Origin of the sequence: Exiguobacterium sp. s89, from assembly GCF_018617735.1 — a bacterium.
GTDB lineage: Bacteria > Bacillota > Bacilli > Exiguobacteriales > Exiguobacteriaceae > Exiguobacterium > Exiguobacterium marinum.
In genome coordinates this window covers 520,966-535,046 of sequence record NZ_JACSKS010000002.1, presented here as the reverse complement: position 1 = coordinate 535,046, position 14,081 = coordinate 520,966, and the positions used below count along the sequence as shown (strand labels likewise).

General features: G+C 49.2%; 16 protein-coding genes. 5 read left to right on the top strand and 11 right to left on the bottom strand.

The window, feature by feature from the left end:
- Nucleotides 1-121: 121 nt before the first annotated feature.
- From pgmB to KNO96_RS08640, 4 genes are all read right to left on the bottom strand, one after another.
- Nucleotides 122-787: a beta-phosphoglucomutase gene (gene pgmB / locus KNO96_RS08655; RefSeq protein ID WP_214703377.1), complete on the bottom strand. Its 666-nt coding sequence runs from the start codon at nucleotides 785-787 to the stop codon at nucleotides 122-124.
- Nucleotides 788-987: 200 nt separating this feature from the next.
- On the bottom strand, nucleotides 988-1,323 hold the full coding sequence (locus tag KNO96_RS08650; RefSeq protein ID WP_026825368.1) for an Asp23/Gls24 family envelope stress response protein: 336 nt from the start codon (nucleotides 1,321-1,323) through the stop codon (nucleotides 988-990).
- Nucleotides 1,324-1,398: 75 nt separating this feature from the next.
- A complete protein-coding gene (locus tag KNO96_RS08645) occupies nucleotides 1,399-2,454 on the bottom strand; it encodes an acyltransferase family protein (protein ID WP_214703376.1) in 1,056 nt (351 codons plus the stop codon).
- Between the two features lie 18 nt (nucleotides 2,455-2,472).
- On the bottom strand, nucleotides 2,473-3,027 hold the full coding sequence (locus tag KNO96_RS08640; RefSeq protein ID WP_214703375.1) for a hypothetical protein: 555 nt from the start codon (nucleotides 3,025-3,027) through the stop codon (nucleotides 2,473-2,475).
- A 251-nt stretch (nucleotides 3,028-3,278) separates the two neighbouring features.
- Here KNO96_RS08640 and KNO96_RS08635 point away from each other — a divergent pair, with 251 nt between their 5' ends.
- Nucleotides 3,279-3,767: a hypothetical protein gene (locus KNO96_RS08635; protein ID WP_214703374.1), complete on the top strand. Its 489-nt coding sequence runs from the start codon at nucleotides 3,279-3,281 to the stop codon at nucleotides 3,765-3,767.
- A 5-nt stretch (nucleotides 3,768-3,772) separates the two neighbouring features.
- Here the strand turns inward: KNO96_RS08635 and KNO96_RS08630 are convergent, their stop codons facing one another.
- Nucleotides 3,773-4,372, bottom strand: coding sequence for an alpha/beta hydrolase (locus KNO96_RS08630; RefSeq protein ID WP_214703373.1), 600 nt, complete (start codon nucleotides 4,370-4,372; stop codon nucleotides 3,773-3,775).
- Complete coding sequence (locus tag KNO96_RS08625; RefSeq protein WP_214703372.1) at nucleotides 4,369-5,313, bottom strand: VOC family protein; 945 nt, start codon at nucleotides 5,311-5,313, stop codon at nucleotides 4,369-4,371. The genes KNO96_RS08630 and KNO96_RS08625 overlap by 4 nt, the downstream gene beginning before the upstream one ends.
- Nucleotides 5,314-5,430: 117 nt before the next feature.
- On the opposite strand from KNO96_RS08625, the gene KNO96_RS08620 reads away from it, so the two are divergent.
- The 3 genes from KNO96_RS08620 (at nucleotide 5,431) to KNO96_RS08610 (ending at nucleotide 7,994) form a co-directional block, all read left to right on the top strand.
- The gene (locus KNO96_RS08620) at nucleotides 5,431-6,321 is read left to right on the top strand and encodes an ABC transporter ATP-binding protein (protein WP_026825362.1); all 891 of its coding nucleotides are present in this window, start codon (nucleotides 5,431-5,433) and stop codon (nucleotides 6,319-6,321) included.
- Nucleotides 6,311-7,504, top strand: a complete 1,194-nt coding sequence (locus KNO96_RS08615; protein WP_214699615.1) for an ABC transporter permease — start codon at nucleotides 6,311-6,313, stop codon at nucleotides 7,502-7,504. Before KNO96_RS08620 ends, KNO96_RS08615 begins: the two co-directional genes overlap by 11 nt.
- A gap of 64 nt (nucleotides 7,505-7,568) precedes the next feature.
- Nucleotides 7,569-7,994 carry a hypothetical protein gene (locus KNO96_RS08610; RefSeq protein ID WP_026825360.1) on the top strand — a complete coding sequence of 142 codons (426 nt, stop codon included), beginning with the start codon at nucleotides 7,569-7,571 and terminating at the stop codon, nucleotides 7,992-7,994.
- A gap of 69 nt (nucleotides 7,995-8,063) precedes the next feature.
- On the opposite strand, the gene KNO96_RS08605 is transcribed toward KNO96_RS08610, so the two are convergent.
- Both KNO96_RS08605 and KNO96_RS08600 read right to left on the bottom strand, forming a co-directional pair.
- Complete coding sequence (locus KNO96_RS08605) at nucleotides 8,064-8,663, bottom strand: helix-turn-helix domain-containing protein (RefSeq protein WP_026825359.1); 600 nt, start codon at nucleotides 8,661-8,663, stop codon at nucleotides 8,064-8,066.
- Between the two features lie 91 nt (nucleotides 8,664-8,754).
- The gene (locus tag KNO96_RS08600; RefSeq protein ID WP_214703371.1) at nucleotides 8,755-9,255 is read right to left on the bottom strand and encodes a PTS sugar transporter subunit IIA; all 501 of its coding nucleotides are present in this window, start codon (nucleotides 9,253-9,255) and stop codon (nucleotides 8,755-8,757) included.
- Between the two features lie 208 nt (nucleotides 9,256-9,463).
- On the opposite strand from KNO96_RS08600, the gene KNO96_RS08595 reads away from it, so the two are divergent.
- Complete coding sequence (locus KNO96_RS08595) at nucleotides 9,464-11,158, top strand: M3 family oligoendopeptidase (RefSeq protein WP_214703370.1); 1,695 nt, start codon at nucleotides 9,464-9,466, stop codon at nucleotides 11,156-11,158.
- Between the two features lie 33 nt (nucleotides 11,159-11,191).
- Here the strand turns inward: KNO96_RS08595 and KNO96_RS08590 are convergent, their stop codons facing one another.
- The 3 genes from KNO96_RS08590 to KNO96_RS08580 all read right to left on the bottom strand — a co-directional run bounded on the left by KNO96_RS08590 (nucleotide 11,192) and on the right by KNO96_RS08580 (nucleotide 13,787).
- On the bottom strand, nucleotides 11,192-12,259 hold the full coding sequence (locus KNO96_RS08590) for a DUF389 domain-containing protein (RefSeq protein WP_034770903.1): 1,068 nt from the start codon (nucleotides 12,257-12,259) through the stop codon (nucleotides 11,192-11,194).
- Between the two features lie 134 nt (nucleotides 12,260-12,393).
- Nucleotides 12,394-13,287: an aldo/keto reductase gene (locus tag KNO96_RS08585; RefSeq protein WP_285800441.1), complete on the bottom strand. Its 894-nt coding sequence runs from the start codon at nucleotides 13,285-13,287 to the stop codon at nucleotides 12,394-12,396.
- A complete protein-coding gene (locus KNO96_RS08580; protein ID WP_214703369.1) occupies nucleotides 13,284-13,787 on the bottom strand; it encodes a cupin domain-containing protein in 504 nt (167 codons plus the stop codon). The genes KNO96_RS08585 and KNO96_RS08580 overlap by 4 nt, the downstream gene beginning before the upstream one ends.
- Nucleotides 13,788-14,081: the final 294 nt, after the last annotated feature.

Below are 14,081 nucleotides of genomic sequence, written 5' to 3'. Positions count from 1 at the left end.
CGGATTTGTAATGAGTTTGTCATCACTTTTTGGGCAAAATTGTCTATTTAGGACTTTTGACTCAAAAAAGACGGCGACTGTTCGGGGCAGTCGCCGTCTCACGGAAGATGATTGTAGTCATTTACACGTGAACACGTTCGAGAATGCGTTCGAGTGAAAGTTCGTCAGTAGAGGCCACGATGAGGTCTGCATGACCAAGCATCGATTCTTCTCCAACGGCGACAGCAAACATATTTGCCGCTTTGATTGCAGTTACGCCGGCAGCCGCATCTTCAACGCCAATGGCGAGTTCGGGTTTCACGCCAAGGGCAGAAGCGGCCTTCAAAAACACTTCGGGGTGTGGTTTCGACTGGGCGACAGTTGCTGCATCGACAATATGATCGAAGTAATGACGGACACCTAGTGCGTCAACGACCGCAAATGCGTTCTTTGAAGCTGAAGCCATTCCGATTTTAAGTCCCGCCTCTTTAATTTCATCGAGGAATGAAACAATGCCAGGAAGAAGATCGTCTGATGAGATATGTTGAATGAGTTCAACGTAATGCTCGTTTTTCTTTTGTGCGAGTCCGTCCTTCTCTTCCGGTGTAAAATCGTCCTGTTTCCCGCCGAGCGTAAGGATCCGCTCAAGCGACTCGGTCCGACTCACTCCTTTGAGTGTTTCGTTGAATTCGCGGTCAAAAGGAATTCCGAGCTCTTCTCCGAGTTGCTTCCAAGCGAGGTAATGGTACTCTGCCGTGTCAGTAATGACACCATCTAAATCGAAAATCACTGCTTCAATCGTTGACATACTTGCTTTCCGCCTTTCCTTCAAATGCTTGTGTCGTCAGACTACATTTAGGGAACTTGACAAGTACCCGTTGCACGTTTGGTCAATGATGCAAACGGTTGCACTTGTTCGATTTCTATTATAAATGAAAACGTTCTCTTGATGCAACCGATTTCGCAAAAATCAAAAAAGAGGAGAGCTTCAAGGCTCCCCTCTCCTGATTACAGCTGAATCCCGACGACTTTCACGTTGACGGAACGTGGTGTCATCGCAAGCATCGTGTCCATGTCCTGTGTGATGCGCTCTTGAACCGATGTCACCGTCTTAATGATCGATTGCCCGTAGGCGATGTAAAGCGACAAGTTGATGGTGATACCTTCTTCTGACTCGTCCACTTTCACATGCTTCATGAGCGAACGCTCTGACAACTTCGTATCTTCTTGTGTGAAAGACACGTGTTTCGTTTCTTTAACTGCGACTGCGGCAATCATTTCAACGACGTGACGCGATACGTTCACGTCGCCTTCTGTGCTGTGCATTCCATTTTCATACGGCATAAGGGTCACTTCCTTAACTCTAATTTCGTTTCTTCTCTATAAAGTGTAGCGGAAATGAAGCATTTAGAAAAGACTTTACCCTTTTACACCTTTCGTATTCTGTATCCGCTTCACGTCGATTTCGACGAGGGGACGCAAGAGACGGACCATCGGCGGACTGATAATTACAAGGACCATCACGAAAGCGACTCCAAACAAGACGAGTAATTGTTGCCAAGATGTCGGCATGAACCCTGCAGGTACGAACGCTTTCCAAGCGACAACAAAGAACACGTGAACGAGATACACATACAAGCTATATCGTCCGGCACGCGAGAAAATCGGGAGTCTTCGACCAGGAATGATGAGTGCGAAACTGATTGACATGAGTAACGATACCGTGTAGACGATCAAAAAGGCGAACGGTCCACCCCACATCGCTTCAGGCACGGCCGTGTCATAAGCGAAACGGAACTTGAACAAATTCCCGATATGATAGAACGTATCGGATTGTTGGACACGCATTGAGATCAAGAGCCCGACCGTAAGCATGAAAAATATGATTGCCCCACCAATCCGGTAACGGTTCCGTTGCTCTGCCCGTTTCGGCAATTCAAAGAAGTTGAGCGTATTTCGTTCGGACATCCAGTTGCCGATTAAAAAGAACGGATAGAACATGATGACTTTCCTTAATGCGAAGTAGCCCGTCGCCTCGGCTTGAAACCCGAAAAGAAGCGCAAACAAGAGTGCGTATAACACGTATCCTTTCAATTGTGTAACGTACGGAGTAATAATGTACCAGAAGACAATTGCCATCAAATACCAGAGCGCCCAGTACGGTTTCAAGAGATTCAGTCCTGGATTCTCGAGCGAGAATATGGAAATCCCTTCTGTGAAGGCGAACCATGACCCTAGAATGACTTGCCAAATGACATAGACGACAAACAACTGGATTACACGCAAATAACGGTTCTCTCGATAAAAGTAACCGCTGAGCATGATGAATAGCGGCATGTGGAACGTATATAAGAACAGATATACCCACTTTGGAAGGATGTCATCGTAAACACCGCGAACATCGGTCAATAAGTGGCCGAACACGACGAGCAGGACGAGCACACCTTTAATATTGTCATACCAATAATTTCTCATAACATTCCCTCTAGTTCTCTAATCGATATTTTCTTTTGTCCATGCTTTTTGACGCTCCCAAAATACAAGGATTTGTTCACGTTCATGAATCGGAATCTCATTGAGCAACTCGTCAACTTGATCTTTTATTAAATAGAGCGTATAAGGATCTTCCTTCATTCGCTTAAGTAGCTTATCAAACTCTTTGAAATAGACTTCGAGCTCTTTCGGGGCACTCACCTCTAGCAACTCACCCATCTGTTCAACGTATGGGCTAAAGTAAGTCAAATAGAAAATCCGTACGCCTTCCGTGAAGGCTGGTTCCTTGAAATATTCTGCCTGTTTGACGATGGCAGCCCCTTTCTTTAGGAGTGTCAAATTGTTTGAACCGTATGAGGCACGTTCTCCTAAACTTACGATGTCACGTCTGAGCTGATTCATGACATCCCCTTCAAATTCTTCAATGAAATAACCATTCAACGTCGTCTTCACCTCGGCATGTTGTTTATAAAGACTGACGACGAGTTCAATCAGTTCCTCTTGAGTAAATGATTTCAACTCATTTCTCAGTTCTCCGACCTTCATCTTCTTCACTTCATATCACCTCATCAAAATTTCCCTTACCTATCATAATCGATTCCTACGCAGAGTGAAATTACGTTTCAACAAAATTTTCATGTCTTCACTGTCATCATTCCCACAATTCGCTGAATGCAAGCCGAAACGTCAAAAAATCCTCAAGATTCAACATGTTGTATGCGTATTCAAATAGACGGGATTGGGTACAGTATAGTATAGTGGTGTTACTAAATATTCAGAATATTCTAATAAAGGAGGTGGAGAGAATGGCTTCGATCATCCGGAATCGACATCATATGGTACACGATCCGAAACGTTCATTCTCTAATTTCGGGTTCTGGTGGTTCGTCAGCATCTTTTCCGTCGGCTTACTCATTGTCGCCTTTGAATCGGTCCGTAATGGGTTCTCTGCCATTCATCCTGTATTGTCTAGCATGGCTTTCCTCGGTCTCACGTTCGTGCTCGGTGTCTGTGCCAAATTGGTCCGTGACGTCTGGTGGCTCAATTATTTGCTTGAGCGCACTCAAAACCGCTACTTATACATCGGCGGTGACACACTCCAAACTTGGCAGTATACGCTCGACTCGATTTGGCTACTCACGCGCACCTCACAAAAAAAGCTCGGCCGATTGTATATCCAAATCGACCGAACCGTACGTGCTGAGGAAGCGAAACGTTTATTCGCCGCCTATTTGATTGACCGAGGTGTCCTCGTCGTCTACTCTCGTCCGAACAAACCGAAAAAAATGGCTTGAACGACTTAGTCGAGGTAAGTGGCAATCCACGTCCGTGCCGCCTCGACTTCTTCCATGCGAAGTTCATGTCCACCCGAGTGATAGAAGAGCTCGACGTCTGCTCCCGCGCTACGGAGCGTCGTTGTCAGCTCTTCTGTTTCTGCCTTCGGACAAATCGGATCACGCTCTCCCGCTGAGATGAATACGTTCCTCCCTGTCAAGTCAGGGAGCGTCAACGAGCGGTCCGGTACCATCGGATGGAACAAAAGAGATGCGGTAAACGCCGGGGCGCGGTAAAGTGCCGAGCCAATCAAGTTCGCTCCATTTGAATAGCCGATTGGAATCATCTTGTCCCGGTCAATCCCATATTTTGTCGCCGCCTCGTTCAAAAAGCTTAAGAAGCGCTCTGTTTGCTTCTTTAAATCTTCTAAGTCGAGCACCCCTTCTGCGTGACGACGGAAGAAACGGGACATCCCGTTTTCAATGACATCTCCTCGAAGTGTCAAGATGTTCGCCTCTGTCGACAATTCTTTCGCGAGTGGGATCAAATCTTGCTCGCTTCCTCCTGTTCCGTGCAACAAGACGAGCGTCGTCTCTTTCGTTCCTTGAATGAATTGATGAATCATATTCGTTCTCCTTTCGGTAGTTTAATGGTTGGCAATGTACGAGAGATGTGGTCCCGTTTTTCTTCTAGCCATGATGGCAAACGAAGCGTCTCACCGAGTGAATCGATCGACTCGTCCACAGTGAATCCAGGTACGTCCGTCGCAAGTTCGTGCAGGATGCGTCCGGCATCATGGAAATAGACGGAGCGGAAATAGTTACGTTCCTTCACCTCGGTCGGTCTTAGCCCAACGTCAAAGATCGCATCTTGCCATGTCGGATACTGTTCACCGTCCGCAACGCGCCAAGCGATGTGGTGAACCGTTCCCGTGCCTGGGACCCCGTTCGATAAAATCGTCTTCTTCACATCGATGACGTTCGCGTAATCGGCTGACCCGATCAGACGGACCCATTCCCCATCTTCTGCGACCCGTTCAAAACCTAACAGTTCGATCAACAGACGAACGGTCTCGTCCGGATCCTTTGACAATAACGTCGCGCCGGCGAATCCGACGATCGCCTCATCCTTTGTGATTCCTTCGACGACCCAACGTGTCTGTTTCGAGCTTGGTCTCGCGACGAGCTCGACGACGAGTCCATCCGGGTCCTCGAACAACAGAGACGCCTCATCAAACCGTTCTGTGGCGACGGTCGCAATCCCGTGCTGTTGTAGTCTTTCTTCCCAGAACGGTAAACTTCCTGCCGGCACGAGATAGGCCGTCACACCGACCTGTCCGCTCCCGACCTGCCCTTTCCCTAACCCTGAGATTGGGAAGAACGTGATGACCGTACCAGGCATGCCGACCTCATCCCCAAAATAGAGATGATACGTGCCTGGGTCATCAAAGTTGACGGTCTGTTTCACGAAGCGGAGACCGAGGACTTCTCCATAAAAATCAAGCGTGCGTTGCGGATCTTGTACCATCGATGAGATGTGATGGATCCCTGTAGACTGCGTGTTCATTGTCATCCTCCTTTTATTATCTTGGTTTCAAGATAAATCATTGACCAGAAAAAGTGAAACTTTTTGCTCATAGTGGCGTACGATAAGAGAAGAGACATCTTAAGGAGGTAGATGAACATGGCATTACATATCGAACGAGTCACGAAAGAGTTCGGTGACTATACAGCAGTCGACGATCTCACCTTTCGTGTCCCACAAGGTGAAATGTTTGGATTGCTTGGTGCGAACGGTGCCGGCAAGACGACGACGTTCCGCATGATTCTCGACATCTTGAAGCCGACCGATGGAAATATCACGTGGAACGGCAAAGCGGTCGACCACCGCATCGTCGGCTATTTGCCCGAAGAACGAGGATTATATCCGAAGTCACAAGTGCGCGAACAGCTCGTCTTTCTCGCTAGCTTAAAAGGCATGCGTGGAAGTGAGGCTAAACGTGCGGTCAAGTCGTGGCTTGAACGCCTCGAGATTCCTCAGTATGAGACTATGCGCGTCGAACAACTCTCAAAAGGAAATCAGCAGAAGATTCAGCTCGTGGCCGCCCTGCTCCATAACCCTGAACTCGTCATCTTAGACGAACCGTTCAGCGGACTTGACCCGGTCAACGTCGAGATACTGAAACGTGAGGTGCTCGCATTGCGTGACGCCGGGACGACCATCGTCTTCTCTAGCCATCGAATGGAGCATGTCGAAGAACTGTGTCAACATGTCGGCATCTTAAAAGGCGGACGTGCCGTCGTGAGCGGCGACGTTCCGACCATCAAGTCACGCTACGCTGAGCCGGCCCTTTTCATCGAAACAGACCAGATTCAAGTACTTGAATCGCTTCCTGTCGTCGAAGCGATCGAACCATACAAGTCCGGTCACTTAGTTCGTCTGCATTCATTCGAAGACAGCGACGCCGTCCTGTCGACACTCGTCCGCCATCAGGCGAATGTGAAGACATTCATGCGTCAGCCCGTATCGCTCAATGACATCTTTATTAAGGAGGTCGGACAGCATGTTTCATAATTTTGGACCGCTCTATGCGTTCACACTCAAATCTAGAGTCCGTTCGAAGGCATTCCTCATCTCGACGGCTTTGACGATCCTGTTCATTTTCGCGTTCACGAACATCGACCGCATCATGTCTACGTTTGAGGACTCCGAGCAGGCGAGCGCTCTCGTCGTTTCGGAGAACACGGAACTCGTCGATACGATGCAGTCCCTCGGTTATGAAGATGTTGCCACGAGTGACATCACCGAGGAAGAGGCTCGTGCCGGTATTAATGACGGAGAATACGGTGTCGTCGCCTTTGTTGACGGATACGATGCCCGCGTCATCTCTGAACGTCCGGAGCAGGAATTCACCGCCCTCTTGCAAACGTCGTTGCAACAGTTGCGAAATGCGGAGCTAATTGAGTCATCCGATGTCGATCCGGCGGTCATCGCTTCTCTCAGCGAACCGATCCAACTCGACGAGTCGTACCTCGGACGCGGTGGAGAAAACTCGGATGAGCTCCTCTCGTCCTCTGCACTCGTCTACGTCATGTTGATGCTCCTTTATATTTCCATCATCACGTATGGGTCGATGATTGCGACAGAGGTGACGACAGAGAAGTCGTCACGTGTCATGGAGCTCATCATCTCGACGACCCATCCGGTCACGCATATGCTTGCGAAAGTGACGGCCATCGGGACGCTCGCCCTCATCCAAATCGGGATCTTCCTCGGATTCGGTTATGTGAGTGCGAGTGGCAGTGAGCTGGCATCAACCGTCATCGAAAACGCCGGGAACGCACGGGCCGTCATCTATTTACTCGTCTTCTTCTTGCTCGGGTACTTGTTATACGCATCGCTTTTCGCCGTCCTCGGTTCACTCGTCAGTCGAGTCGAAGAGTCACAACAGATGGTCATGCCGGTCATCATGCTCCTCGTCGCAGCATTCCTCGTCGCAATGTTTGGGTTGAACAATCCGGATGCGACGATCGTGACAATCCTCTCGTTCGTCCCATTCTTCACACCGATGCTCATGTTCCTTCGGGTCATGCTCGTCGATGTGGCGGTTTGGGAAGTGGCGCTTTCCATCGGATTACTGGTTGGAACAATCGGCGTCACATTGTGGATCGGCTCGAAATTCTATCGTGGCGGTGTCTTGTTCTACGGTACGAACGCCATTAAACAATGGAGACAAATATTACAAAACCGTCAATAACGTTTACAGCAAATTCGTTTTCGTTTACTCTAAAGAATGTGCAAAATGAGGAGGAAAACGAACTATGCGATCACGATTACTCGCAGCCTTAATCTTTACGTTTATGACGACGCTCACGACGTTCATCTGTTACACCGTTTTCTTAGACGCGGATGCGTTATGGCAAATTCTGCTTGCGTATGCAGGCAGTACGTTCATCGGTACGCTCGCGTTTTGGTATCCGGTCAGCAGACGTTCACAGACGTCCCGCTTCGGTGGCGCATGGATCGGCATCATGATTACTGCAACGACACTCATTGGCTTCACCGTCATCCGCTTCACATTCCGCGGGGACGCAGCAGCATTGCTCGACTGGCAGACGATGCTGGCGAGTCTTGCCTACACATTCGGTTACGTCGGATGGGTGCTCACAATCTTGAATATCGTGCTCGGTTTCTTACTAGCCGGCACACGTCCGAAAGTACGCTACGAAGCGCGTCCGATGCGTTGATGCATAAAAGTGACCAGGAATGTCCTGGTCACTTTTTTAGTTGCCACAAAAATTGTAGATGTCCTACGATCATTGCAATTTATAGGATTTGTCCACGACACCGTACTCTGCGTATTGGAACGAGTTGTCCGAGAATTGTTCGGGAACGAGTCGCTCTACATATCTGGCGAATGGGACGATGTGGCGCATCGAATCATGAGAACGTCCAAGGTCGAGTACCGCATCAACTAGTGCCTCAAGCGCATGATGAGACGTCGGCTCTTCGTCTTCTTCGAAGAGGCGCTGCAACTCTTCTTCATGCATCAAGTCAAAGATGCGCATCCGCTCCTCGAGCTGCCGTTGCATCTCTTCGACGGACTTGCCGTGCATCGCCTCTTCATAGGCGAGCTTCATCTGTTCAAGTTCCGGCACTTTTCCCCGCATTAACACTTTGAGCGACTCGCCCGTCCAAATGTGACGAGCCAAATAATTCGAATCAATCTGTAAAGTTTCTGCGAGCGCCTCTATGTAAGGCATGGTCGGATACACTTCACTCAGTTCAGTGCGACGAATAAAGTAAGGTGCCACGCCGATTCGTTCCGCAAGCGTTTCAATCGACAACCCGGCCCGCTCTCGCAATATTCGAATCCGGTCCCCATATCCTCGGTACGGTGCATTTTTTCCATCCATCTCATTTCCCCCTTTCCTCTCTTTTATTATAATTCCCGTATTCACAAAAAAATACTCGGAAGCATGAGCTCCCGAGTGATCAATCGTTTTCTTATTTCTTCGTCAATTCTACGACTTCTGAAGATCCAGCTGTCACTGTATCGCCTTCTGCGACAAGTTTGTTCACGCCGAAGCTGTCATGGTTCGTGATGATGACCGGAGTAATTGTTGATGGAGCGTTCGCTTTGATGAAGTCGAGGTCGAACGTGACGAGCGGGTCACCTGCTTTGACAGCTTGTCCTTCTGTGACGTGCGTCTCGAAGCCTTCGCCTTTAAGGTTTACCGTATCAAGACCGATGTGAATCAAGTACTCCGCACCGTTGTCCGCATTGATACCGATTGCGTGTTTCGTCGGAAATACTGTTGCGATTGTTCCGCTAACCGGTGAGACGACTTTACCTTCTGTCGGCTCGATTGCTATTCCGTCACCCATCATTTTTTGCGAGAATACTTGGTCCGGTACGTTCGTGATGTCGATGACCTTTCCTGTAAGCGGTGAAACCGCGTTGAGTTGTTCTTCTTTACCACCAAATAGTTTTTTAAAGAATCCCATAGCTTAATCCCTCCAACATGTTCTATTGAATCGAAGTCTTACCTTTTATACCCGAAAAGCTAAAACTTCAATCCCTACCTTATAAACGGTATAGTGGTAATAAGGTAGTGCGAAATCGTTTTACACATCGTAAGAATACGAGTGTGCAATCGCTTTTGCAAGCCCTTTTTACACTTTGTAAAAATTTCACACGATGGAGGCGCTTACAATGACGACTTTCACAAAATTGTCATATGAACGACCCGACTTGGACGCTCTGAACAGCAGATTGTCGGACTATTCTGCCGAATTACAGCAAGCGAGTACACTCGAAGAAGCGAACGAACTCATTCGCCAAATCGACAAGGAACGTAATGACTTTGAAACACAAAGTCAACTCGTCGCAATCCGACACTCGGTCGATACACGCGATACTTTTTATGAGGAAGAACAATCTTTCTTTGACGATGCACTTCCCGTCTACGAGAAAGAAATCCAAGTGTACTACCGTGTCTTGACGAACCACGAGCTTCGCACTGAACTCGAAGCCGAATGGGGCAGTCAATTATTTTCTCTCGCCGAGCGTGCGCTCGAGACGTTCGAGGAGTCGCTCATCCCGAAACTGCAAGAAGAGAACCGTCTCGCGACGACCTATCAAAAAGTCATGTCAGCGGCACAGATCGAATTTGACGGCAAGACGCTCAACCTGTCACAGTTCGGTCCGTATCTTCAGTCACCAGACCGCGATGTCCGAAAAGCAGCATCCGTCGATCGCTATACATATCTCTCAGACAACGGCGACGAGCTCGATCGCATTTACGACGAACTCGTACGTGTGCGTACAGAAATCGCTCACGCGCTTGGCTTCCCGTCGTTCGTTGAGCTCGGCTATGCGCGTATGCAACGTGTCGGATATGATGAGTCGATGGTCGACAACTTCCGCAAGCAAGTTCGTGACGTCATCGTACCGCTCGCTTCCGCTTTGAAAGAAAAACAGGCGAAACGAATCGGTGTCGACCACCTCTATTACTACGATGAGTCGTTCGTCTTCCCGGACGGTAACGCGACACCGCAAGGGGACGAGTCGTTCATCATCGAAGGTGGGAACAAGATGTACCGTGAGCTCTCAAATGAGACAGACGAGTTCTTCCAATACATGCAGGAACGCGGCGCCCTCGATTTGACGGCGAAACCAGGTAAATCTGGCGGTGGCTATTGCACGTACTTACCGTCTGAAGGACTTCCGTTCATCTTCTCAAACTTTAATGGAACTGCCGGGGATATCGACGTCCTCACGCATGAAGTCGGTCACGCCTTCCAAGTGTATGAGAGCCGTCATTTGACGACTCCAGAATACGCCTTTCCGACGTACGAGGCGTGTGAGATCCACTCGATGTCGATGGAGTTCTTCTGTTGGCCATGGATGGAGCTCTTCTTCGGCGACCAAGTCGACAAGTACAAGTTTAACCACTTGGCCGGCAGCATGACGTTCCTTCCATACGGCGTGCTCGTCGATGAGTTCCAACACGTCGTCTATCGCAACCCGGAGATGACAGCAGCCGAGCGTCGTCAAGCATGGCGCGATTTAGAGAAGGTCTATCTCCCGCACCGCGATTATGAGACGAACGACTATCTCGAGTCGGGCGCATGGTGGCACCAACAAGGTCACATCTTCCAGAGCCCGTTCTATTATATCGACTACACGCTCGCGCAAGTGTGTGCGTTCCAGTTCTGGGTACGCATGCATGAAGACCGCGAAGCGGCTTGGAGCGATTACCTCACACTTTGTCAGGCAGGCGGCAGCCGTTCGTTCCTCGAACTCGTCGAACTGGCTGGTCTCAAGTCTCCATTCGCAGACGGTGTGTTAAAAGAAACAATCGATCAAATCGAAGACTATCTCTTGAAACATCCTCTCGCGAACTAACGAGTAAGACCATCGAAAACAATCGATGGTCTTTTAGTTTGGGTTGACTTCGTTCTGCAGTTCGAACGGCAAGTCCTCCAAATCGATTTGACGGCTGTCGAACAAGTTGAACTGTTGCAGGCGGCTTTCTAAATATTTTTGAAGCAGCTCGGCCACCTTCTCTCCGGACAACCCGTTCAAATCTGGCACTTGTGTCACCGAGAGTTCAATAGTGCGAAGCCCGTAGTCCGGCAGGCGCGATTCGATTTCGGCAAGCTCCTCTTCGGTCAACCGTTTTCCGGTCGTCGTCACGAGAAGCAAATCATCATCTTCCTGGTAGTCCTGACTAATGATAATGGCGTCTGAAAACTCTTCTTCGATGAAATTGTTGATCCCGGTCCGGATGATGCTGTCTTGTACGAGTGTGGTCGCGGAAGCAATACTCGGCAGGACGATTAGAACAGACAGTCCGATCAAAAGACGATTAACCTTTTTATGGTTCACATCCTGCTTGGTCAATTCCTGTGAAATGCCCATGAACTTGACCCCGATGAACGTGGCGATCGCGATAAACGAACAGTTGATGATAAAGAGATAGCTCGAACCAATCAAATAATCAAGGTTACGTGTCGCAATCGAATACCCGACCGTACAAAGCGGGGGCATAAGCGCTGTCGCAATGGCGACACCCGGGACGATATTGTTGCTCATTTTCTTTTGCGCCCCGATAATCCCTGCAGTCCCTCCGGCAAATGCGATGATGACATCCCAAATCGTCGGTTCGGTCCGTGCGATGATTTCATTACTCGCATACGTGATGGGAGAAATCGCGAAATAGATTGTAGCGACCGTCAGACTGACCGCGACTTGAACGAGAAGCAGACGTATCCCTGCCCGTAGCAGTTTCATATCATAAAGTGAGAGGGCAAGACCGATACTTAAAATTGGCGTCATGAGAGGTGAAATCAACATCGCCCCGATAATGATGGGGATCGAGTTCATGTTTAATCCGATAGACGCGATAAAAATCGAGCACATCAAAATAACCGAATCACTCGGCCGCACTTTCAAATTCGAGTACATCTTCTCTTTGAACTCTTCCGCGGTAAACGTCTGTTCCATTCTGAATTCAGCTCCCTTGTCGTATCAGTCTCCTCTACACAAGCAAGTCCTTCCTTTATTTACCCGCAACATGTGCGTGACAATCGATTTCGACAAAAGAAAAACTGGACCATTGATCGGTCCAGTTCACATCGTCAAATGACATCTAGCGGTTGTTTTGTCGTCGGTGGTGGGAAAGCTTCATCGAACGCCGCGAAATCTTCCTCACTCAAATCGAGCAAGAGCGCTGCGGCATTCTCCTCGACGTGCTCGGCCTGTCCCGCTTTCGGGATCGCAATCACATGTCCGCTCCGAATCGTCCAGGCAAGTAAAATTTGCGCGACCGAGGCACTATACGCCTCCGCGATTCGATTGACCGTCTCATTTTCGAAGACGTCTTTTTTCACGTCACTTCCTTCAGCGAGCGGGGCGTACGCCATGACCGGGATGCCTTGTTCCTTCATGTAAGGAAGCAGGTCATATTCAATCCCTCTGCTACCGAGATGATAGAGTACTTGGTTGACCGCACAATGGTCACCGTTCGGTAATGCGAGAAGCTCTTTCATATCCTCGACGTCAAAGTTCGAGACACCCCACGCCCGAATCTTGCCCTCTGCCTTGAGCTGCTCCATCCCGGCAATCGTTTCCTCAAGCGGGGCGTCGCCTCGCCAGTGAAGTAAGTAAAGATCGAGATAATCCGTCCCGAGTCGTTTGAGTGACGCGTCGCATGCTTTGACGAGTTTGTCGCCATACGCATTGTACGGATACACCTTCGAGACGAGGAAAACGTCCTCGCGTCGGTCTTGAATGGCTTCACCGACTAACTGCTCGGATTCACCTTCTCCGTACATCTCTGCCGTGTCGATGACATGGAGCCCACAGTCGAGCCCCGTTCGAAGCGCTTCGACCTCAGCGTCGTGCTTCGATGCCTCTTCCCCCATACGCCACGTGCCTTGTCCAAGTGTACGCATCTCCCGTCCGTCTTTCAATTCGACGACGTTTTGCTTTAATGCTGCAAGTAATAAAGAGTGTGGAAGTCGTTGATTCATGATATTTCCTCCTTTGTCCACGCTTCATGTAACGGACCCGTCGTCCCGAAGACAGGGTCAAATGTCGGTTTCCCAACTCGTTCGATTCGCTTCAAGCTGTCCGGTCGTTCTTCCGTCTTCCCGGTCAGCGTGTCATAGTCGCAACCGTCCGGATATGCCCCGACGACTTGGAAGTCTGTGCTCGCCTCGATTCGGCGGTGTCCCGTCCCTGCTGGCAAGATGAGGACATCACCCGTACTGACGCGGACGAGGTCCCCGTTCGTTCCTCCGAGTTGAAGGGTCGCTTCACCTTGTACCACGCCTAGCACTTCATGCGAGTTGCTGTGATAGTGATGATAGTCGAACACCCCGTTTACCCAACTGTTCGTCCATTCGTTATGGGCGAACGTCTCTCGCATGCCGCTCGGGTCATCAAAGACACCGCGATACAAGAGCGCCGGATAATCCGGATGATTCGGAATGGAACCGTCATCTGTAAACATAAAGGTCACTAAGTCCATCCTAACTCCCTCCTTGTCTCTGTCCATTTACCCGACTTCTCCATACAAAAAACGGTTACCTGTAGTGGATGACCGTGATTGCTGTTCAAGTGCACATGATGAAACTTGCTACCTACAACCAATGATCTAGCGTTACTTCAACCGGATTGTTTTTAAGTCCCTTTGTTTTTTCATGGACACTTTTAGTCCCTACCATTCTAATCAACATGTGAATTCTCATTATTGGATTGATTTCCACCTTCATTTTAAAAACGAAGGGTGTTTTCAAGAAGCAGACGGGTAAATAACAATGAA